19 protein-coding genes are annotated in these 21,766 nt (G+C 67.0%); 5 read left to right on the forward strand and 14 right to left on the reverse strand.

Annotation, left to right across the window (positions count from 1 at the left end):
* Positions 1 to 11: 11 nt before the first annotated feature.
* Positions 12 to 341, forward strand: coding sequence for an ArsR/SmtB family transcription factor (locus tag H7J93_RS28995; RefSeq protein WP_267309720.1), 330 nt, complete (start codon positions 12 to 14; stop codon positions 339 to 341).
* A gap of 121 nt (positions 342 to 462) precedes the next feature.
* Positions 463 to 1,068, forward strand: coding sequence for a methyltransferase family protein (locus H7J93_RS29000; protein ID WP_267309721.1), 606 nt, complete (start codon positions 463 to 465; stop codon positions 1,066 to 1,068).
* On the opposite strand, the gene H7J93_RS29005 is transcribed toward H7J93_RS29000, so the two are convergent.
* A complete protein-coding gene (locus H7J93_RS29005; RefSeq protein WP_267309722.1) occupies positions 1,065 to 3,107 on the reverse strand; it encodes an NAD(+) synthase in 2,043 nt (680 codons plus the stop codon). The two genes, H7J93_RS29000 and H7J93_RS29005, sit on opposite strands and share 4 nt — an antisense overlap.
* Positions 3,108 to 3,150: 43 nt before the next feature.
* On the opposite strand from H7J93_RS29005, the gene H7J93_RS29010 reads away from it, so the two are divergent.
* Genes H7J93_RS29010 through H7J93_RS29020 form a run of 3 tightly spaced genes read left to right on the forward strand, consistent with a single transcriptional unit; the run spans position 3,151 to position 5,201 of the window.
* The gene (locus H7J93_RS29010) at positions 3,151 to 3,690 is read left to right on the forward strand and encodes a cysteine hydrolase family protein (RefSeq protein WP_267309723.1); all 540 of its coding nucleotides are present in this window, start codon (positions 3,151 to 3,153) and stop codon (positions 3,688 to 3,690) included.
* Between the two features lie 28 nt (positions 3,691 to 3,718).
* The gene (locus H7J93_RS29015; RefSeq protein ID WP_267309724.1) at positions 3,719 to 4,552 is read left to right on the forward strand and encodes an NAD-dependent protein deacetylase; all 834 of its coding nucleotides are present in this window, start codon (positions 3,719 to 3,721) and stop codon (positions 4,550 to 4,552) included.
* A 4-nt stretch (positions 4,553 to 4,556) separates the two neighbouring features.
* On the forward strand, positions 4,557 to 5,201 hold the full coding sequence (locus tag H7J93_RS29020; protein WP_267309725.1) for a hypothetical protein: 645 nt from the start codon (positions 4,557 to 4,559) through the stop codon (positions 5,199 to 5,201).
* Positions 5,202 to 5,255: 54 nt separating this feature from the next.
* Here the strand turns inward: H7J93_RS29020 and proB are convergent, their stop codons facing one another.
* The 13 genes from proB to H7J93_RS29085 form a co-directional block, all read right to left on the reverse strand.
* Positions 5,256 to 6,356, reverse strand: coding sequence for a glutamate 5-kinase (gene proB / locus H7J93_RS29025; protein WP_267309726.1), 1,101 nt, complete (start codon positions 6,354 to 6,356; stop codon positions 5,256 to 5,258).
* The gene (obgE, locus tag H7J93_RS29030) at positions 6,353 to 7,798 is read right to left on the reverse strand and encodes a GTPase ObgE (RefSeq protein WP_267309727.1); all 1,446 of its coding nucleotides are present in this window, start codon (positions 7,796 to 7,798) and stop codon (positions 6,353 to 6,355) included. Before obgE ends, proB begins: the two co-directional genes overlap by 4 nt.
* Positions 7,799 to 7,881: 83 nt before the next feature.
* A complete protein-coding gene (gene rpmA, locus H7J93_RS29035) occupies positions 7,882 to 8,151 on the reverse strand; it encodes a 50S ribosomal protein L27 (protein WP_267309728.1) in 270 nt (89 codons plus the stop codon).
* A 13-nt stretch (positions 8,152 to 8,164) separates the two neighbouring features.
* Positions 8,165 to 8,488 (reverse strand): 50S ribosomal protein L21, encoded by a 324-nt coding sequence (gene rplU / locus H7J93_RS29040; protein WP_083150150.1) that lies wholly within the window; start codon positions 8,486 to 8,488, stop codon positions 8,165 to 8,167.
* 149 nt (positions 8,489 to 8,637) lie between these two features.
* The gene (rne, locus tag H7J93_RS29045; protein WP_267309729.1) at positions 8,638 to 11,412 is read right to left on the reverse strand and encodes a ribonuclease E; all 2,775 of its coding nucleotides are present in this window, start codon (positions 11,410 to 11,412) and stop codon (positions 8,638 to 8,640) included.
* A gap of 309 nt (positions 11,413 to 11,721) precedes the next feature.
* Positions 11,722 to 12,141, reverse strand: coding sequence for a nucleoside-diphosphate kinase (ndk, locus tag H7J93_RS29050; protein ID WP_267309730.1), 420 nt, complete (start codon positions 12,139 to 12,141; stop codon positions 11,722 to 11,724).
* Positions 12,142 to 12,151: 10 nt separating this feature from the next.
* Positions 12,152 to 12,544: a DUF4233 domain-containing protein gene (locus H7J93_RS29055; protein ID WP_267309731.1), complete on the reverse strand. Its 393-nt coding sequence runs from the start codon at positions 12,542 to 12,544 to the stop codon at positions 12,152 to 12,154.
* Positions 12,541 to 13,950 carry a bifunctional tetrahydrofolate synthase/dihydrofolate synthase gene (gene folC, locus H7J93_RS29060; protein WP_267309732.1) on the reverse strand — a complete coding sequence of 470 codons (1,410 nt, stop codon included), beginning with the start codon at positions 13,948 to 13,950 and terminating at the stop codon, positions 12,541 to 12,543. The genes H7J93_RS29055 and folC overlap by 4 nt, the downstream gene beginning before the upstream one ends.
* On the reverse strand, positions 13,950 to 16,601 hold the full coding sequence (locus tag H7J93_RS29065; protein ID WP_267309733.1) for a valine--tRNA ligase: 2,652 nt from the start codon (positions 16,599 to 16,601) through the stop codon (positions 13,950 to 13,952). Before H7J93_RS29065 ends, folC begins: the two co-directional genes overlap by 1 nt.
* Before the next feature lie 92 nt (positions 16,602 to 16,693).
* Complete coding sequence (locus H7J93_RS29070) at positions 16,694 to 17,305, reverse strand: DUF937 domain-containing protein (RefSeq protein WP_267309734.1); 612 nt, start codon at positions 17,303 to 17,305, stop codon at positions 16,694 to 16,696.
* An 81-nt stretch (positions 17,306 to 17,386) separates the two neighbouring features.
* Positions 17,387 to 18,640, reverse strand: a complete 1,254-nt coding sequence (locus tag H7J93_RS29075; RefSeq protein ID WP_267309735.1) for a saccharopine dehydrogenase family protein — start codon at positions 18,638 to 18,640, stop codon at positions 17,387 to 17,389.
* A gap of 10 nt (positions 18,641 to 18,650) precedes the next feature.
* Positions 18,651 to 20,645 (reverse strand): S9 family peptidase, encoded by a 1,995-nt coding sequence (locus H7J93_RS29080; RefSeq protein ID WP_267309736.1) that lies wholly within the window; start codon positions 20,643 to 20,645, stop codon positions 18,651 to 18,653.
* Positions 20,646 to 20,710: 65 nt separating this feature from the next.
* Positions 20,711 to 21,766, reverse strand: a 1,056-nt coding sequence (locus tag H7J93_RS29085; protein WP_276022582.1) for an IS30 family transposase, incomplete at its 5' end; no start/stop codon positions are given.

Genomic DNA, 21,766 nt, shown 5'->3' on the forward strand with positions numbered 1-21,766 from the left:
CTATCGGCGACGTGCAGACGGTCACGCGCAGCGACGCCCTCTCCCGCTTCGGGTACGCCCTTTCCGACGCGACGCGTGCCGAGATCCTGTTGATGCTGCGCGACGGGCCCGGCTATCCGTCCGAGCTGGCCGACAGGATCGGGGTGTCGCGCCAGATCCTGTCCAACCACCTCGCGTGCCTGCGCGGCTGCGGCCTCGTGGTGACGCAGCCCGAGGGGCGGCGCAACCGCTACGAACTGGCCGACGAGCGGATCGCCCACGCCCTCGACGACCTGCTCGGCCTGGTGCTCGACGTCGACCCCGCCTGCTGTCCCGCCGCCGAAACGAACGACTGCTGCTGATGACCTCGATCAGCGCAGCACGTAGCGCGGTTCTGAGCCGTCGTATCCGCCTGCTAACGGGCCGGTCGTGGGCTGCATGGCGCGGAGATCCGTGCTGCCCATGAATCCAGGAGGAATCGACATGCCAATCGCCGCCCTAGTGCTGTTCGTTGTGTTCGCGGCGCTCGGATTCGGTTGGCGTAGTTGGGAACAGCGACGCCGTACCGGGTCCACCGGATTTCACGGGATCAGCGGCCGTCCTGGTTCGATCGAATGGTTCGCCGGAATCGGGTTCATCGTGTCGATGGGCGTCGCGGTCTTCGCGCCGATCCTTCAGTTGCTCGGCATCGTGTCACCGCTCGGCTTCTTACACGTGCCCTGGATCCAGATCACAGGCACTGCCATCGCGGTATTCGGCATCGCTGCGACCGTCTATTCCCAACTGGACATGGGCGATTCATGGCGGATCGGCGTCGACAAGAGCGAAACGACGACACTGGTGCGCAGCGGGGTCTTCGGATGGGTGCGCAACCCGATCTTCACCGCGATGATGGCCTTCGGTCTCGGATTCGCGCTGATGACACCGAATCCGGTGGCCGTCGCGGGTTTCGTGCTGCTTGTCGTCACGATCGAGTTGCAGGTCCGCGCCGTCGAGGAGCCCTACCTGCTTGCCACACACGGCGATTCATACCGCGACTATCTGGCCGGCGTCGGACGCTTCGTCCCCGGTGTGGGACGGCGGCGCTAGTCTTCGGGGATTTCGCGCTCGATCTCGTGCAGCCAGATGCGCGCCGACATGTCCGACGGCGCCCGCCAATCAGCACGCGGCGACAACGATCCGCCGGCCGACACCTTCGGGCCGTTGGGCATCGCCGATCGCTTGAACTGGGCGAACGAGTAGTACCGCTGCGCGAACACCTGCAGCCAGTGGCGAATCTCCTTCAGCGAGAAGGCCGGTCGCTTGTCCTCCGGGAAGCCCGTCGGCCAGTCGCCGCGCTCGGGATCGCTCCAGGCGTGCCAAGCCAAAAACGCGATCTTCGAGGGCCTGAACCCGTATCGCAGCACGTTGAACAGCGAGAAGTCCTGGAGCACATACGGTCCGACCTTCGCTTCACTGCTCTGGATCTCCTCGTCCTCGCCGGTGGGCACCAGCTCGGGCGTGATCTCGGTGTCGAGCACCGACTGCAGCACCTCGTTGACGGTGTCATCGAACTGGTTCGACGAGATGACCCAGCGGATCAGGTGCTGGATCAACGTCTTGGGCACGCCGCCGTTGACGTTGTAGTGCGACATCTGATCGCCGACGCCGTAGGTGGACCAGCCGAGCGCGAGTTCGGAGAGATCGCCTGTGCCCAACACGATTCCACCGCGCTGATTGGCGAGGCGGAACAGGTAGTCGGTACGCAGACCTGCCTGCACGTTCTCGAAGGTGACGTCGTAGACCTTCTCGCCGCGTGAGAACGGATGCTCCATCTCCTTGAGCATCAACTCCGCGGTCGACTTGATGTCGATCTCTTCGAACGTGACGCCGAGTGCGTCCGCCAGCCGGGTCGCATTGTTCTTGGTGCGGTCACCGGTGGCGAAGCCCGGCAGTGTGAACGCCAGAATGTCGCTGCGCGGCCGCTCTTCTCGGTCCATCGCGCGGGCGGCGACGATCAACGCATGCGTCGAATCGAGACCGCCGGAGAGCCCGAGTACGACCTTCGGGTAGTCCAGCGCGCGTAGCCGCTGCTCCAACCCGGAGACCTGGATGTTGTAGGCCTCGTAGCAATCCTGTTCCAGCCGTGACGGATCCGCCGGCACGAACGGAAACCGCTCGACCTCACGTAGCAGCCCGATGTCGCCGCCCGGCGGGTCGAGCGTGAACTCCACCCACCGAAACGAGTCGGCGTCGAGATCGTGGTGGATGCGGTTGTCGTCGAAGGTGCCCATCCGCAGCCGCTCGGAACGCAACAGTTCCAGATCGACGTCGGCGGTCGAGCGCCGCTCGCCCTTGGGGAAGCGTTCGGACTGCGCGAGGCATACGCCGTTCTCCCACACCATGGTCTGGCCGTCCCAGGCGAGGTCGGTGGTGGACTCGCCTTCCCCGGCCGCCGCGTAGACGTATGCGGCCAGGCAGCGCGACGAGGCGGAACGGGCCAGCAGGCAGCGGTCGTCGGCGCGGCCAATCGTGATGGGGCTGCCGGACAGGTTCGCCAGCACCGTCGCCCCCGCGAGCGCAGCCTCCGCACTCGGCGGCACGGGCACGAACATGTCCTCGCAGATCTCGACGTGCAGCACGAACCCCGGCAGGTCGGTCGCGGTGAACAACAGGTCCGAACCGAACGGCACCTCCGACCCGGCCACCCGGATCTCGCCCCGCACGAGATCGCCTGCAGCGATCTGGCGTCGCTCATAGAACTCGCGGTAGGTCGGCAGGTACGACTTGGGAACCACGCCCAGCACGCGGCCGCGGTGGACGACGACCGCGGTGTTGTAGATCCGGTGCGCGTACCGCAGCGGAGCGCCGACGACCAGGACCGGCATCAGCCCGGCGGAGGCCTCGACGATCTGCCGCAGCGCGTCCTCGACCGAGGCGAGCAGCGTGTCCTGCAGCAGGATGTCCTCGATCGAATAGCCCGACAGCGTGAGCTCGGGAAACACCGCCAGCGCGACGCTGTCGTCGTGGCAGTCGCGGGCGATCCGCAGCACCGACTCCGCGTTCGCCGCCGGGTCGGCGAGGGTCGTGTGATGCGTGCAGGCTGCGACGCGGACGAAGCCCTGGCGGTATGCCGAGTAAAACTCCATGCCACATTGTTGCCCGAAAAGAGATCGGGGTATGCAAGTCCCCATGAGTCAAGCTGCGCTGCTGGTCATCGACATGCTGAACACCTATCAACACGAAGATGCCGACGTCCTGGCGAAAAACGTCGCCGAAATCGTCGATCCGTTGGCCGATCTGATCTCGCGGGCCCGCGACCGCGACGACGTCGACGTCATCTATGTCAACGACAACTACGGCGACTTCAGCGCCGACTTCGAGGAAATCGCCGACGCCGCGCTCAACGGCGAGCGGCCGGATCTCGTGACGCCGATCGCCCCCGACAAGGACTCTTTACGGGTCCTCAAGGTGCGACACAGCGCGTTTTACGCCAGCTCGCTGGACTACCTGCTCGGCCGGCTCGAGCCTCAGCAGTTGATCATCACCGGTCAGGTCACCGAGCAGTGCATCCTCTACAGCGCGCTCGACGCCTACGTGCGGCACTTCTCGTTCGTCGTCCCGTCGGACTGCGTGGCCCACATCGACCCCGAACTCGGCGATGCGGCGCTGACCATGATGAACAAGAACATGCACGCCGAGATCGTGCCCGCGAAGGAGTGTCTGAGCTGACGACGGGCTGATCGCTACTCTCGACGGTGTGGACGCTCCCGAGCTCGTAGCCCTGCTTCGGGGGCGGCGCGTAGCGGTGTTGACCGGCGCGGGGATGTCGACGGATTCGGGGATCCCCGACTACCGCGGACCCGACTCGCCGCCGAGCAACCCGATGACGATCCGGCAGTTCACCTCCGACGCGAAGTTCCGCCAGCGCTACTGGGCGCGTAACCACATCGGCTGGCGGCACATGGACGAGACGCTGCCCAACGCGGGGCATCGAGCGTTGGCGTCGCTGGAACGCGCAGGCGTCGTGTCGGGTCTGATCACTCAGAACGTCGACCTCCTGCACACCAAGGCGGGCAGCACCGCCGTCGTCAACCTGCACGGCACGTACGCCCAGGTGATCTGCCTGGATTGCGGATTCACCATGCCCCGCGCCGCGCTGGCCGATCTGCTCGAAGCCGCCAATCCGGGCTTCCTCGAGCGCGCGGAGGCGGTCGGCGGTATCGCGGTGGCCCCCGATGCCGATGCGGTCGTCGGCGATACCGAGTCGTTCACGATCGTCGACTGTCCGCGCTGCGGAGGAATGCTGAAGCCCGACATCGTGTACTTCGGCGAGAACGTGCCCAAAAATCGTGTGGAGCAAGCCTATTCGTTTGTCGATGAAGCGGACGCACTGCTGGTGGCCGGTTCGTCGCTGACGGTCTTCTCGGGTTTCCGGTTCGTCCGTCACGCAGCTGCGCTGGGTATCCCCGTCGCGATCATCAACCGTGGGCGCACGCGCGGCGACGATTACGCGGCGGTCAAGGTCGACAGCGGGTGCTCCGAAATGCTCACCCTGCTGGCGGATGAACTGCCCGCCGTCGCGCTTAGATGAGTACGTGACCACTGACGACGACGCCTCGTGGCTGCGGTCGCTGCTGGAGAGCCACCGGCCCCCGCCGGGACCCGTCTCGGGCCGCTGGGCTCTCGGCGTCGGCGACATGATCGCGAACCACTCGCTGACACCGGACACGCTGAGCGGACTGGTCCGGAAGCTCAACTACTTCGGCGGCGTCGCGATCAGCGAGGGCACCGTCGAGTTCGACGGTGACAAAGTCGAATGGGCCGACGTGGAAGAGGTCCGCACCCGCAGCCTGATCGAGTACATGTTCACCGGCGGCCTGGACAGCCAGATCGACAAGCTGCCGGTGCCGTGGTTCCCGTTCCGCCGGAAGGTGCTCGGCGCGATCTCGCGCGCTGCGCTGACACTGCTGTTGGCCGCCGCGAAGCAGCAGCTCGAGGGCGGTGCGATGGACATTCGCATCCCTGCCGAGGTGCACTACCGCGGCACGCTGTTCAAGCGTGAGCTCACGCCGGGCATGCTCGCCGCGGTGATACTGGCCGACCCCGCCGTCCGCGCCTGCTTCGAGGCGACCGCCCAGGCGAACAACGTGACGGTCTCCCCCGCCGAGGACGACGTCATGCACGACGCCGACGAGCGGGCCGAACAGATCAAGTCGATGTTGGCCAAGCTCCGTTCATAGCGATTTGTGTGCGTTAAGGAGCGCTCACCGCTCTCGATTGCACACAAATCGCAGTTAAACGGCGACCAGATCGTCGGCGTGCACCGCGGGACGACGCATGTCGGCGGGCAGGTCCGACGTCGACCGGCCCAACATCTTGGCCAGCTCGGCGTGGTCGTAGGCCACCACACCGCGGGCCACCATCGTCGCGTCCTGGGAGCGTAGTTCGACGACGTCTCCGCCGTAGAACCGGCCCGATACCGCCGTGATACCCGCGGGCAGCAGCGACCGCCGCTGCTGCACGACGGCCCGCACCGCGCCGTCATCGAGGGTGAGCGCCCCCGATGCCTCGGCGGCGTAGCGGACCCAGAACCTGCGCGCCGACATGCGTTCGGGCCTCGGCGCGAACACCGTTCCGACGGACGCGTCCACGAGCGCCGTGGCAGCGTCGGACGCCGCAGCCAGCAGTACCGGAACGCCGGCGTCGGCGGCCAGCAGCGCCGACGACAGCTTCGACGCCATCCCGCCGGTACCGAGATGACTGCCTCGGCCTGCGACCACGCCGTCGAGATCGACGGGTCCGGAGACCTCGGGAATGAAGCGCGCGTTGCCTTTTCGCGGATCCGAGTCGTAGAGCCCGTCGATGTCGGAGAGCAGCACCAGCGCGTCGGCGCCGACCAGGTGAGCCACCAGGGCCGAGAGCCGGTCGTTGTCGCCGAACCGGATCTCGTTGGTGGCGACGGTGTCGTTCTCGTTGACGATCGCGACCGCGTGCAGCACACGCAACCGGTCCAGCGTCCGTTGAGCGTTGGTGTGCTGCACCCGCATCGAGATGTCGTGCGCGGTCAGCAGCACCTGGCCGACGGTGCGGTTGTAGCGGGCGAACGCCGTGTTCCACGCGTTGACCAGCGCAACCTGCCCGACGCTGGCGGCGGCCTGTTTGGTGGCCAGATCCGCGGGCCGTTTGGACAGCTTGAGTGGTTCGATGCCCGCAGCAATGGCTCCCGAAGACACGATCACCACGTCCGAACCCGCCTTCATGCGGGCCTCGATCGCATCGGCGAGCGTCGCCAATCTGTCGACGTCGAATACACCCGACGGCGTAGTCAGCGCGGTGGTGCCGATCTTGACGACGACGCTTCGCGCGGTCCGGATCGCCTCGCGGTGCACGCTCATGACTCACCACCGGGGCGGCGACGCTCGCGTCGGGCGGCCTTTCGCTCGTCGGCGCGGGGGCGATCCGTCTGCTCGAGTCGCGCATCGGTGCCGCGGCCGGACAACGGCAGGTCGACCCCAGCAGGCGTCTGCGGCTCCCAGTCGAACGTCATGTCGCCGATCGTCACCGCACAGCCGGGTTTGGCGCCGAGGCGCAGCAACTCGTCCTCCACACCGAGCCGGGCCAGCCGGTCGCCGAGATATCCGACGGCCTCATCGTTGGTGAAATCCGTTTGAGCGATCCACCGTTCGGGTCGAGCACCGCGCACGATGAAGCCGCCCTCGCCGTCAGATTCGACGGTGAATCCTGTCTCGTTCACCGGGATGGGACGGATCACCGGCCGGCGCGGCACGACGGCCGGTTGCGAACTGCGATACGCCGACACCATGTCCCACAGCGCAAACGTCAACGGCCGCAATCCCTCTCGCGATACCGTCGACACCTCATAGACGGGCCATCCGAATCGGCGGGTGACATCTTCGCGGACGAAGTCGGCCAGTTCGCGCGCATCCGGCACGTCGATTTTGTTGAGGACCACTGCCCGTGGCCGCGTGGCGAGGTCGCCGAGTGTCGAATCACCCTGCAGCGTCGGGGTGTATGCGGCCAGTTCGGCTTCGAGCGCCTCGATGTCGGAGACCGGATCGCGGCCGGGTTCCAGTGTCGCGCAGTCGATGACGTGCACCAACACCGCGCATCGTTCGATATGCCTGAGGAATTCCAGCCCGAGGCCACGTCCCTCGGACGCTCCGGGAATGAGACCGGGCACATCGGCGACGGTGAAGGTGTGCTCCCCCGCCGACACCACACCCAGGTTGGGTGTCAGCGTGGTGAACGGATAGTCGGCGATCTTTGGCTTCGCCGCCGAGATGGCCGACACCAGCGACGACTTACCTGCCGACGGGAACCCGACCAGGCCGACGTCGGCGACCGTCTTCAGTTCGAGAGTGAGGTCGCGGACCTGCCCCTTCTCGCCGAGCAGCGCGAAACCGGGTGCCTTGCGCGCCCGCGAGGCCAGCGCCGCGTTGCCCAGCCCGCCGCGACCGCCTGCGGCCGCCTCGAATCGGGTGCCCGCACCGACCAGGTCGGCAAGGAGGCGGCCGTGCTCGTCGAGCACCACGGTGCCATCGGGCACCTTCACCTCCAGGTCGGCGCCCGCCGCCCCGTCACGGTTGCCGCCCATGCCCTGCTTGCCGGACGGCGCGACGACATGGGGGTGAAAGTGGAAATCGAGGAGAGTGTGGACCTGTGGGTCGACAACCAGTACGACGCTTCCGCCGCGTCCGCCGTTGCCGCCATCGGGTCCCCCGAGCGGTTTGAACTTCTCGCGGTGGACGGAGGCACAGCCGTTACCGCCGTTGCCCGCCTTCGCGTGAATCACGACGCGGTCGACGAACCGAGGCATCGGGCTTCCTTTCCATCACGAGTGTGGAGCTACTGCGGAAAATTCAGCCGAGAATCGCAGTAGCTACACATTCGCGGCAGGAGCTAGGCCTCCGAGGAAACGGGCGGTCGCACGACGCTGACCGTCTTGCGTCCGCGCTTGGTGCCGAACGTGACGGCACCGGGGGCCGTGGCGAACAGCGTGTCGTCGCCGCCGCGCCCGACGTTCACGCCGGGGTGGAAGTGAGTGCCGCGCTGGCGGACGATGATCTCGCCAGCCTTGACGATCTGGCCGCCGAAGCGCTTGACGCCGAGCCGCTGGGCAGCGGAGTCGCGACCGTTACGTGAGCTGGAAGCGCCCTTCTTGTGTGCCATCTGTCGCCTCCTACTACTTGATTCCGGTGACCTTGAGGACCGTCAGCTGCTGACGGTGACCCTGCCGCTTGTGATAGCCGGTCTTGTTCTTGAACTTGTGGATGCGGATCTTGGGGCCCTTGGTGTGCTCGAGCACCTCGCCGGTGACGGCGACCTTCTCCAGCGCCTTCGCGTCGCTGGTGACCTTCGCGCCGTCGACGACGAGGGCGACGGGCAGCGACACCTTCGCGCCGGGCTCGGAGTCGAGCTTCTCGACCTTCACGACGTCGCCGACCGCGACCTTGTACTGCTTGCCGCCGGTCTTGACGATCGCGTACGTGGCTTTCTCGGCTGCCATCAGGTCCTTCTTCTTCTCGTCTCTGGGCGCGCGCTACTGGTGGCTGCGCATGTCTGGGTTTCCGACTGCCGCCGGCAGGGCCTGGCGACAACTGCTCAAGGTTACTTGAGCCGCGCTGCGAGGGTCAAATCACCGCAGGTCACGCATCGTCACTGCTCATTGATGGGTGGCCCCGCAGGCCTGGCGGCGGCGCGGCGGCGGTGCCGACCGGCCGGACGGGCTACCCGGACGGGTTCGACGTCGTCGTACTCGTCCTCATCATCGTCGGAGTCGTCCTCATCGTCGTCGGAGTCATCCTCGTCGTCGTCCTCGTCGTCGGAGTCGTCCTCGTCAGAGTCGTCGTCAGACCCGATGACCTCGATGTCGTCGTCGTCTTCCTCGTCGTCGTCATCGTCCAGGTCGATATCGTCATCGGCCTCGTCCTCATCGGACTCATCCGACTCGTCGTCCTCGGTGTCCGTGTCGTCGAAATCCTCGTCCGCGGTCTCGGCGACGGCCTGCCGGATGGTTTCCGAATCGACCTCGGCGACTTCCTCCGCGGTCTTCTCCGCGTCGTCCTCGTCGTCCTCGTGGCGACCGTTGGCAGCGGCCATGGCCTTGAACATCGGGTGCTCGCCGGCGGGATGCGGCGGCACCTTGGCCACAGCGACGTCGTCCGCCTTACCGCCGCGTTTGCCGCGCTTACCGCGCCGCCCGCCCGACTCCGTCTTGCGTCCGCCGGTGGCCGTGGAGTCGACCGGATCGCCGTGCAGCAGGATTCCCCTGCCGCCGCAGTCCGGGCAGGTCGTGGAGAACGCCTCGATGAGACCCGTTCCCAGACGCTTGCGCGTCAGCTGGACCAACCCGAGCGAGGTCACCTCGGAAACCTGGTGGCGCGTGCGATCGCGCGCCAGCGCTTCGGTCAGCCGGCGCAGCACCAGATCGCGGTTGGACTCGAGCACCATGTCGATGAAGTCGATGACGACGATGCCGCCGATGTCGCGCAGCCGCAGCTGGCGCACGATCTCCTCGGCGGCCTCGAGGTTGTTACGGGTGACCGTCTGCTCCAGGTTTCCACCCGAACCGGTGAACTTGCCGGTGTTCACGTCCACCACCGTCATCGCCTCGGTGCGATCGATGACCAGCGTGCCACCCGACGGCAGCCACACCTTGCGGTCCATGGCCTTCGTCAGCTGCTCGTCGATGCGGTGCACGGCGAACACGTCCGGCGCATCGGGCCCCGCGGGCTCGTACTTCGTCATCCGCGGAACAAGTTCGGGCGCAACCGAATTCACGTATTCGTTGATGGTGTTCCAGGCCTCGTCGCCGGAAACGATGAGACCGGTGAAGTCCTCGTTGAAGAGGTCACGGATGACCTTCACCAGCACGTCGGGCTCTTCGTAGAGCGCGACGGCCGCGCCGGCCGCCTTCTCCTTGATCTCGGTGGCTTTCTGCTCGATCTGCGTCCAGCGTTCCTGCAGCCGATTGACGTCGGTGCGGATGTCTTCTTCCTTGACGCCCTCGGATGCGGTGCGGATGATCACGCCCGCCTCCGGCGGCACGACCTCGCGCAGGATCTCCTTGAGCCGCTGACGTTCGGTGTCGGGCAGCTTGCGGCTGATTCCCGTCGACGACGCGCCGGGCACATAAACGAGATACCGCCCGGCGAGCGACACCTGGGTCGTCAACCGTGCGCCCTTGTGTCCCACAGGGTCCTTGCTGACCTGGACGACGACGTAGTCGCCGGGTTTGAGGGCCTGCTCGATCTTGCGGTTCTGACCGCCGAGACCGGCCGCCTCCCAGTTCACCTCACCCGCGTAGAGCACGCCGTTGCGGCCGCGGCCGATGTCGACGAACGCCGCCTCCATCGACGGCAGCACGTTCTGCACGATGCCCAGATAGATGTTGCCGACCAGCGACGCCGACGCGGCCGACGTGACGAAATGTTCGACGACGACGCCGTCTTCGAGCACGGCGATCTGGGTGTAGCGCGCCCCCTCGTGCGGCGGTTCGGTGCGGACCTTGTCGCGGACGACCATCATCCGCTCGACGGCTTCGCGCCGGGCGAGGAACTCGGCCTCGCTCAGGATCGGCGGTCGGCGACGACCCGCGTCACGGCCGTCGCGACGGCGCTGGCGCTTGGCCTCCAGGCGGGTCGACCCGTTGATGCCCTGGATCTCGCCGTCGCCGTCCTTGCCGTTCTTGTCACGGCCGGCCTTACGCGGCTCCCGTTCGTGGACGACGGTGTTCGGCGGATCGTCGGACGATCCGTTGTCACTATCGTCGCCGGCACCCGACTTGCGGCGCCGACGGCGACGCCGACGGCGCGTACCGCCCTCACCGGTCGCGGTCTCGTCGTCACCACTGTCGTCGTCGGAGTCATCGGAGTCGTCCGAATCGTCGCCGGAGTCCTGGGCGCGGCCTTCGGAGTCGCTGTCATCGGAATCGTCGCTCTGCTCGCCGCGACCGCGACCACGTCCGCGACGGCCGCGGCGCCGGCGCCGGCCGGACGGCCTATCGGCCTGGTCGTCGTCGGAATCCGGGCCGGAATCGTCGCTCTCGTCCTCGTCGTCGTCCTCGTCGTCGGGGTCGTAGTCGACCCGAATCGGCTGAGGAGCCATGAACAGCGGCTGGTAGTCCGCACGCTCGGGAGCGGCCGAGGCGCTGGCTTCGAGCATCAGCCGCGACTCGGGTTCGTCGCCGTCGCTGCTGACCTCGGGCTCGCGGTCGGCGTCGGAGTCGTCGGAGCCGTCGGCGTCGGTGTCGGCGGGCGCCTCCTCCGGTGGCGACTCGCCGGCTTCAGCAGTCGAGATCTCCGGCCCCGGATCGGGGACGGCCTCCTCAGGCTGCTCAGCCTGCGGCTCGACGTTCAGCTCCTCAGACTGAACGTCCTCCGCGGGCTGTGTTTCTTCTGATAGGGCTTCTGTTTGGGCATCGTCGGCCACGTAGTCTCCTTTAGCCCCCGGGCGCGTCGTTTTGACGCGGCCACGCGAGGGCTTCCGCTATTGACCCGGGTCAACTACACCCGAGCTTGTTATGGTCTCGCCCCGAGCAATCCCCTGGTTGGAGACCCTCAGTGCCGGTCTGAATGATGGCTGGACGGTCGGCGCCGCATCGCGCGTGGCGATGGTCGCGCACGTCTAAGTCTTCATTCGGGCGACCGCCCCCTGGTTTAAGGGCCGTTACCCGTGCCCAGTATCCCACATCACGCCGCTCCGCCCGACCACGTCGGACGAGCAGGTCATTTACCGCCGCTACGCGCCGGGGAACCAGAGCTGGATTTCGCGCGCGGCGGATTCCGGTGAATCCGACCCGTGCACCAGATTGTCCTGGGTGATCAGCGCGAAATCGCCGCGGATCGTGCCTGGTACGGCCTTTTCCACGGGGTCGGTTCCACCCGCGATCTGGCGAAACGCGGCGATGGCCCGCGGGCCCTCCACGATGGCCGCCACGACCGGTCCGGAGGTGATGAACTCCAGCAGCGACGGGAAAAAGGGCTTGCCGTCGTGTTCGGCGTAGTGCTTGCGCGCCAGCTCGTCGCTGACGTCCTTCTTCTCCAGGGCCGCGATGGTCAGGCCCTTCCGCTCGATTCGGCTGAGAATTTCGCCGACCAGGCGCCGCTTGACGCCGTCGGGCTTGATCAACACGAGGGTGCGCTCAGTCGGCTCAGTCACGGCGCACAGCCTAGTCGGGGGGTCCTTGCTGGCCGGGCAAGAGCCCACGCTTCTGCCGGCGCAGCACCTCGAAACGCAGGTAGGCGATCAGCAGCCAGACACCGAGGAACACCAGGCCGATGAATCCGATCGCGCCATGGACGACGACGCCTGCGATCACCACCAGCTGCAGTGCGAGGTTCGCCCAGATCGCCCACGATCGGCCCTGGATACCGGCGAACAGCAGCAATACGACAGCCAGACCGATGACGTATCCACCGCTGGCCGCCGTCAGACCCCCGCCGAGCCGCGCCACCACAGGCAGCGCGAGCAGCACGACGATCGCCTCGAGGATGAGCGTGCCCGCCATCACGCCGCGGAAGCTCTTCCACGGGTCGGGCTGGCCCTGCGGCTGCTCGGTCATTCGGGCTCCTTGCCGAACAGCGTTCGCGCCGCGCCTGCCGTGACGACCGAACCGGTGATCACCATGCCCACTCCTCCGAAACCGTCGCCCTCGGCTCCGGCCTCCTCGACAAGCGCGGTGGCGGTCTCGATCGCATCGGGCAGCGTCGCGGCCGCGATCACACGTTCCGGGCCGAACCGCTCCTCGGCGCGCATCGCCAGCGCCTCGACCTCCATTGCCCGGGGGGAACCGTTGTGGGTCACCACGATTTGGTCGAACACCGGCTCCAGCGCAGTGATGATTCCGTCGACATCCTTGTCGGCCATCACCGAGACGACGCCGACCAGGAACCGGAAGTCGAATTCCTCCTGCAGCGCTTGCGCTAACGCGACGGCGCCGGCCGGATTGTGGGCGGCATCGACGAAAACGGTTGGGGCACTGCGCAACCGCTCCAGCCGACCGGGACTGGTGACCGCTGCGAAGCCCGCACGGACCGTGTCGATGTCCAGCTGCCGTTGCGCGCCCGCGCCGAAGAACGCCTCGACGGCTGCCAGCGCGACGACGGCGTTGTGCGCCTGATGTTCGCCGTGCAGCGGCAAGAAGATGTCGCTGTAAAGCCCGCCGAGACCCTGCAGTTCGAGAAGCTGTCCGCCGACCGCGATCTGTCTGCCGAGCACGGCGAACTCCGAATCCTCACGGGCGACCGCGGCGTCTGACCGGACCGCCTGCGCCAGAAGCACTTCCATCGCCTCAGGGACCTGCCGCGCGATCACCGCGACGGTCTCGGTCGGCACCATCGAGTCCTCTTGCTTCTTGATGACCCCGGCCTTCTCACCGGCGATGTCGGCGACGGTGTCACCCAGATAGTCGCTGTGGTCGACCCCGACCGGCGTGATGACCGCCACCGGGGCGTCGACGACATTGGTGGCGTCCCAGCGTCCACCGAGGCCGACCTCGACGACGGCGACATCGACCGGCGCATCGGCGAACGCCGCGAACGCCATTGCGGTGACGACCTCGAACTTGCTCATCGCCGGACCACCGGCTGCCTCGGACTGCTGGTCGACCAGTTGCACGAACGGTTCGATCTCCCGGTAGGTCTCGACGTACTTCGCCGGGCTGATCGGCCGCCCGTCGATCGAGATGCGCTCGACCGCCGACTGCAGGTGCGGACTGGTCGTGCGGCCGGTGCGGCGGCTGAACGCGGTCAGCAGTGCGTCGACCATCCGGGCCACCGACGTCTTACCGTTGGTCCCCGCGATGTGGATCGACGGGTAACCCCGCTGCGGCGACCCCAGCAGCTCCATCAACGCGGCGATGCGGGTCGTGCTGGGCTCGAGCTTGGTTTCGGGCCACCGCTGATCGAGCAGATGCTCGACCTGCAACAGCGATGCGATCTCGTCCGGGGTGGGGACGGGTTCGCTCATCAGCTCAACCCGGCGAGGCGAGCCGTGATCCGGTCGACTTCCTCGCGCGCCACCTGCTGGCGCTGACGGATCTTCTCGACGACCTCGGCGGGCGCCTTGGCGAGGAACTTGTCGTTGCCGAGCTTGGCTTCCGTGCCCGCGAGCTCCTTCTGTGCGGCGGCGAGATCCTTCTCGAGCCGGCGTCGCTCGGCGGCCACGTCGACGGTGCCGGACGTGTCCAGTTCCACGACGACGGTGGCCTGCGACAACCGGACCTCGACCGCCGCCGAGGCGTTGAAGCCGTCGTCGGCATCGGTGAGCCACGCCAACGCACTGACAGCGGGCAGCTGTGCCTCGAGGCCCGCCTTGGCGACGTCGGACAGGCGTGCCGGCACCCGCTGCCGGTCGTTGAGCCCCTGGTCGCTGCGGAAGCGGCGCACCTCGGTGATCAGCTTCTGCATGTCGGTGATCCGCTGTGTGGCAACCGGATCCAGCTCAAACCCCGAGGGCTGCGGCCAATCGGCGATGACCAACGACTCACCGCCGGTCAACGTCTTCCACAGCACTTCGGTGACGAACGGCATCACGGGGTGCAGCAGCTTCAGCAGTGTGTCGAGCACCGCGGCCAGCACAGCGGTCGTGTGTTCGACACCGTCGGCAAGCTGGACTTTGGCCAGCTCCACATACCAGTCGCAGAACTCGTCCCACGCGAAGTGGTACAGCGATTCGCACGCGCGGCTGAACTCGTAGCTGTCCAGCGCCGAATCCACCTCGGCGCGAACCTCTTCCAACCGGCCGAGGATCCACCGGTCGGCATCGGTCAACTGGCTGGTCTCGGGCAACGGCGCCGGTGCGGCACCGTTCATCAGCGCGAAGCGGGTCGCGTTGAAAACCTTGGTGGCGAAGTTGCGCGAGGCGCGGGCGTGATCTTCACCGATGGACAGGTCGCCGCCGGGGCTGGCGCCGCGCGCCAGGGTGAACCGCAGCGCGTCGGCGCCGAACTTCTCGACCCAGTCGAGCGGGTCGATACCGTTCCCGCGGGACTTGCTCATCTTGCGGCCGAACTCGTCGCGGATCAGCCCGTGCAGAAAGACGTTCTCAAAAGGCACCTGCGGCCCGCGCGCGCCCTCACAGGTGATCGCCGGATCGTCGGCGACGAAGGTGCCGAACATCATCATCCGGGCCACCCAGAAGAACAGGATGTCGTAGCCGGTCACCAAAACCGAAGTGGGATAGAACTTTTCGAGATCCGGCGTGTGGTCGGGCCAGCCCATGGTGGAGAACGGCCACAGCGCCGACGAGAACCAGGTGTCAAGCACGTCGGGGTCCTGCTCCCAGCCCTCCGGCGGGGTCTCGTCGGGCCCGACGCACACCATGTCGCCGTCGGGGCTGTGCCAGATCGGGATCCGGTGGCCCCACCACAGCTGACGCGAGATGCACCAGTCGTGCATGTTGTCGACCCAGGCGAACCATCGCGGCTCCAGGCTGGGCGGGTGAATCACGGTGCGGTGCTCGCGCACGGCATCCCCGGCGGCCTTCGCGAGGGATTCGACCTTGACCCACCACTGCAGCGACAGCCGCGGCTCGATCGGTTCCCCGCTGCGCTCGGAGTGGCCGACGCTGTGCAGGTACGGCCGCTTCTCCGCGACGATGCGTCCCTGCTGGGCCAGCGCCTCACGCACCTTGACGCGCGCCTCGAAGCGGTCCAGGCCGTCGAATTCCGTCCCGGTATCGGCGATCCGGCCCTTGGTGTCCATGATCGTGGGCATCGGCAACTGATGCCGCATGCCGATCTCGAAGTCGTTGGGGTCGTGCGCGGGGGTGACTTTGACTGCGCCGGTACCGAACTCGGGGTCGACGTGCGCGTCGGCGACGATCACCATCTCGCGGTCGACGAACGGGTGAGGCAGGGTCTTGCCGACCAGATCGCGGTAGCGCTCGTCGTCGGGATGCACCGCGATCGCGGTGTCACCCAGCATCGTCTCGACTCGGGTGGTGGCGACGACGATGTGCGGTTCGTCGTCGCGCAGCGAACCGTAGCGGAACGACACCAGCTCGCCCTCGACGTCTTCGTACTTGACCTCGAGGTCGGAGACCGCCGTCTCCAGCACGGGCGACCAGTTCACCAGCCGCTCGGCCCGGTAGATCAACCCGGCGTCGAACAGCCTCTTGAAGATGGTGCGCACCGCCCGGGACAGGCCTTCGTCCATGGTGAAGCGGTCGCGGTCCCAGTCGACACCGTCGCCGAGTGCCCGCATCTGCCAGCCGATGGTGCCGCCTGACTCGCGTTTCCAGTCCCACACCTTGTCGACGAACAGCTCGCGGCCGAAGTCTTCCTTGGTCTTACCGTCGACGGCCAGCTGCTTCTCGACGACGCTCTGCGTGGCGATGCCCGCGTGGTCCATCCCGGGCAGCCACAACACCTCGTAGCCCTGCATGCGTTTGCGCCGCGTCAGCGCGTCCATCAGCGTGTGGTCCAGCGCATGGCCCATGTGCAGGCTGCCGGTGACGTTGGGCGGCGGCAGCACGATCGAGTACGCCGGCTTGCTGCTGGCGGCGTCGGCCATGAAGTAGCCGGCGTTGACCCACCCCTCATAGAGGTCACTCTCGACCGCGCCTGGTTCCCAGGATTTGGGCAGGGCGTCGAGGCCGGGGCGGGAGCTGTCGGTCACCCCGCAAGTCTAGAAACACCCCGCGAGCAGACGGAAAAGACCCCGACACGCTGGTCGAACGCGACACTTTGCGACTGGTCGCGCAGAGAAAGTTACTTCTTGCCGCCGAGCAGGCCGCCGAGAATCTCGCCGATCGGGTTGCTCTGACCGCCGCCGCCACCGCCCAGCACGCTGCCGAGGATGCTGCCCAACGGGTTGTCGCCCCCGCCGCCGCCACCACCGGCGCCGCCCAGGATGCTGCCGAGAATGTCCCCGAGTCCGCCGCCACCGCCACCGGCCTGCTCGGCGGGCGCCGATCCCTTGGACAGTTGCTTGCCGATGTAGGCCAGCACGATCGGCGCCAGAATCGGTAGCAGCTGCTTGATCAGGTCGCCGCCGCCAGCGCCCTTGTCGGCCAGCGCAGACGCGACGGCGCCGCTGTCGTTGCCACCGAAGATCTTGGCGACGTACTGGTCGCCCTGCCTGGCATCGACCTGATCGACGCTGACCCCACCGTCGAGCAAACCGCTTTCGCCTTGCTGGGCAACGGCGGATTCGAGGTCACTGGAGTCGATCTGGTTGGCCTGAACGTTCTCGGCCAATCCACCGACCAGGGCGGGCACGAGGGTCCTGATCGCGTTGTTGACTTCGCCTTCATCGGCGCCGACCTTTTTCGCAATCTCGCTCACCGGGATTTGCGCGTACAGATCATCGAGACCAGCCATGGTTCCCCACCTTCATTGCTGGGATAATTCACCAACGCTAGTCGAAAAGATCTTGGCGCACAGTGGTTTTACCCGCGTAGTTCAGTTCAGTCGCGTGGTCTCCACCAATACTTCCGCGGCGGGGAATCGAGCCAGCAACGCATCGCCCATCGCCGCCGCGGGTGTCAGAACGCCGCGCAGATCCGAGAGCCGGTCGCGATCGAGCGCGAGCGCCAGCCCGCTCTCGCCCAGCAGCACCGATGTGGCCTTGTATCCGTAGTCGCCGCGCTGCGAGAACCGTGCCCGGTAGTGGGCACCCGTCGTGGTCGTGGAATATGTCTCGACCGTGTAATGCCCGTTCTCGCGTACCCGCTCACTGGGGCCGGTGCCAGGTTTCGGTGCGATTCGGTCGATGAGGCGGCGGGGAATGCGGTGAAAGAAACGGCTCCCCAACTCCATCGCCGCGGCGTTTCCGGCGGTGGCCAGCGCCGCCGCCACCGGTGCGACCACGGAATGCCCCATGCTCATCAGCTCGCCGTACTCGAGCTTCCTCCCGTACGCGTGCCCCAGTAACGCGTTGCTGCGCCGGACAATTCGTGAGTTCGGGCCCGCCATCACGAAGGGCGCCAGCCAGTATCCGTCGAGCGCGTCGGCGACCTCACGCCCGCGCCGCCACCGAATGTCGGGCTGCCCACCGAGTTCGGGCTCCGCGGCGCGGTCGGGCGAGAGGGTGTACGGATCGTTCATCGCCCGTCGCGCCTCAGCATCGCTCGACACGGTGCTGAGGACGTCGATCATCGACGCGACGGTGCCGCCCGACACTCCTCCGGACATCGCCCGCACGACCAGGTTGGTATCGGTCAGCTCGCCCGCCTGATCCTCCTGGACGCGCCGATACAGCGCGAACACACTGAGATCCGAAGGGATCGAATCGAATCCGCACGAGTGCACGATGCGTGCGCCGGTGTCGGCGGCTTGCTTGTGGTACTGGTCGATGCTGTCGCGGATGAACAACGTCTCACCCGTCAGGTCGGCGTAGTCGGTGCCCGCCGCCGCACACGCTGCCACCAGGGGGAGCCCGTAGCGGGCGTACGGCCCGACGGTGGTCACCACCACCTGCGCCCTGGCCGCCATCTCGTTGAGCGTCGAGGGCTGCGCCGCATCCGCCGAGATGATCGGCCAGGACTGCGCATTCTCCCCCAACGATTCCCGTACCGCGAGCACCTTGTCGTGTGACCGGCCCGCCAGCGCGATGCGTGCGTCACCACCGGCTCTGGCCAGGTATTCGGCGGTCAGCTTTCCGACGAAGCCGGTCGCGCCGTACAGGACGATGTCGAACTCGCGTTGTCCGCTCATGTCCGCGACGCTACCCGAGCGTGTCCGGCAGCTCGATGTCCTCAGCGAGGACGTGACGGCTCAGGAATGCGATGACCACCTGGTACCAGACCTTGGCGTGCTGCGGGCTGAGCACCCAGTGGTTCTCCGATGGGAAGAACAGGAACTGGTGCGGACTGGTGCCGTCGTCGGCGGCAGGCAGGCGCGATTCGGTGAGCAGCTGGTACCAGAGCCGCAACGCCTCGCCGATCGGCACGCGATAGTCCTTGTCGCCGTGGATCACGAGCATCGGGGTGGCGATCTTGCCGACGTGATGGTGCGGTGAGTTCGCCGCAGCCATCTCCGGCGTCATCTCCCGCACCCAGTAATACGCCGAGTCGGTGGTGACGCCGAACTGCTCGAGCGTCCACAGGCTCGCGTGGGTGACGATCGCGTCGAACCGATCGGTATGTCCGGCAACCCAATTGGCCATGTAGCCGCCGAAGGATCCGCCCATCGCCGCGGTCCGGTCGGCGTCGACACGGGGATGCGCGCACGCCGCGTCCGTCGCCACCATCAGGTCGTCGTACGGGGCGTCGCCCCAGGCCCCCCAGCCCCGCTGGATGAAGTCCTGCCCGTATCCGGTGGACAACGCGGGATCAGGGAGCAACACCGCATAGCCCCGCGCGGCCAACAGCCACGGATTCCATCGCCACGACCAGACGTTCCAGCTGGAGAGCGGGCCACCGTGGATCCACAGCAGCAGCGGTGCGGGCGCATCGCTCTCCGGCAACACCAGCCACGAACGCACGCGGGTGCCGTCGGGCGTGGTCGCCTCGATTTCGGTCAACGTGCCGGGAAGGCGCGGAGATTCGACGCACGGCAGTTCGGTGACGGTCCCGTCTGGATCGATGCGCACCGGATGGGGCGGCGCGGCATAGGAAGTGCGCAACGCGTAGAGCACGCCGCCGGGCGCCGCAGCCACGTCGGTGTAGGCGTAGTCGTCGAACGTCAACTGGGTGACGGTGCCGTCCGCGGGATCGCTGCGGAAGATCGGAGCCCGACCGTTCTGATCGGCGGTGACGATCAACGCCGAACCGTCGCGCGACCACGTCACCGACGTCGGCCAGCGATCCCAGTCGAGCGCCACGTCGACGGGATCACCGCCGAAACGCAAGCAGCACAGCGTGAAGCGTGGCGCCCTGTGCGGCGTCGAATGTGCCTCACGAAGGTAGGCGACCGCCGAGCCGTCGGGAGCGATCGCCGGATCCCACAAATCGGCGTCGGGGTCCTCGGCGATGACGGTCCGCTCAAGGGTCTCGGTGTCGATGCGCACCAGGACAGCGCGCTTCGACGCACGCGTCGCGGGCAGCTGCCAGCTGCTGACCACGAATGCCCCGTCGGCGCTCACATCGAAATCGGCGTTCCACAAAGCGCTTCCAGGAGACGGGGTTAGGTCCTTCGGTTCGCCGCCATCGAGAGCGGCGCCGAACAGATGAGGCTCGCCCGGCCCAAGATCCTTGTCCCAGTACCGAATCGGATACCCGGTGTGCAGGATGGCGGTGATCTTGTTGTCCCTGCGCTGATCCCAGATACGGCGGTCGTCGTCGATGGTGCGCGCCGACGGCATCATCGGTCCGCTCACGACCGCGATGTCGGCATCGCTCGCGGTGCGCACGGACTCGACTCCGCCGGGCAACGCCAACGCCTCGAACGCCTCACCGCCCGCCGCGGGCAGACGCCACAACGCCGCGGGCGCCTTGTCGTCGCCGTCGGTCGGCCGCTTCGCGACGAAGAGCACGTCCCCGCCGGCGGTGAACACCGGCGACGACTCGCCCTTCGCGCCCCAGGTCAACCGCCGCGCCGGCCGCACGCCCGCGGGGTCGACTTCCCATACCGCGCTGACGTACTCGGTTTTCTTGTCGTTGAGGTCCGCGCGGGTGACCACCACGCGGGTGCCGTCGGCCGACACCGCGAGGCCCGTGATGCGCGGCAGCGCGAGGTAGGCATCGAGGTCGTGGAACGGCGTCGGGTCGGTCATGCCCATTTGGTAGCACAGCCCCCACCACGGGCGCCGAGACTGCTCACAGATCGCGATTTTGCGAGGCGGGCTCAGCCGGTGGATGCAACAGTGGGCGGCTTTGAGAGTAGTTCGTTGAGTGCTTCGGCTGGGGTCTTCCACTTCAGGGTTTGGCGTGGTCGTCCATTAAGTTCAGCGGCGACGTTGTCTAGGATTCCGGGGCCGTGCAGGGACAAGTCGGTGCCTTTTGGAAAGTACTGGCGCAAAAGCCCGTTGGTGTTTTCGTTGCTGCCGCGTTGCCACGGGGAGTGCGGATCGCAGAAGTAGATATCGAGATCGGCGGCCTTGGCGATGGCGAGGTGATTGGCCATTTCCTTGCCTTGGTCCCAGGTCAACGAGCGACGCAAATGCTCGGGGAGTTCGGCCATCTTGGCCACGATGGCCTCCTGCACGGCAAGGGCTCCGTGGTTGTCGGGCAGGTGTAGCAGCATCACGAACCGGGTGCTGCGCTCGACCAGAGTGCCGATCGCCGATGCCGATGCGGTGCTACCCAGGATGAGGTCGCCTTCCCAGTGGCCCGGCACGGCGCGGTCTGTGACCTCGGCCGGTCGATCGCTGATCATGACCATGTCCGGGATGCGTCCGCGTCGTTCCTCGGGCCGGCTTTTCGGGCGGCGCACCGCACGTTTGGTCCGCAGGCATCGGTGCAATTCGCGGCGCAGCGCACCGCGGCCCTGTACGTAGATGGCCTGGTAGATGGCCTCGTGCGACACCCACATCTCCGGTTCGTCGGGGAAATCGACGCGCAGCCGCCCAGCGATCTGCCAGGGGCTGTTACGCAGCTTCAATCGAGTCTGCACCTCCTTGCGCAACCTGAGCTCGGTGGCCAACCGGCGATCCTTGGGGCGCCGGGCGTTCATCGCGCAGCGGTCGTGGGCGGTGATCGCTTTGTAGCGCACCGCAGCGCTGCGCCCGCTCTGTCGAGCACCGAACGCGTACTTGCGGCGATAGCCCGAGCTGGATTCGGGCGTGTCAGATGGTTTGTGTAGCAGTGGCTCCTGATGAATGGAGCAGTATCGATGGATGTGACTACTGACGAGCCGATGTCGGGCGCTGATGCCATGGAGGCGTTGAAGTCCGCGGGTGTG

Origin of the sequence: Mycobacterium barrassiae, from assembly GCF_025822765.1 — a bacterium.
GTDB classification, from domain to species: domain Bacteria; phylum Actinomycetota; class Actinomycetes; order Mycobacteriales; family Mycobacteriaceae; genus Mycobacterium; species Mycobacterium barrassiae.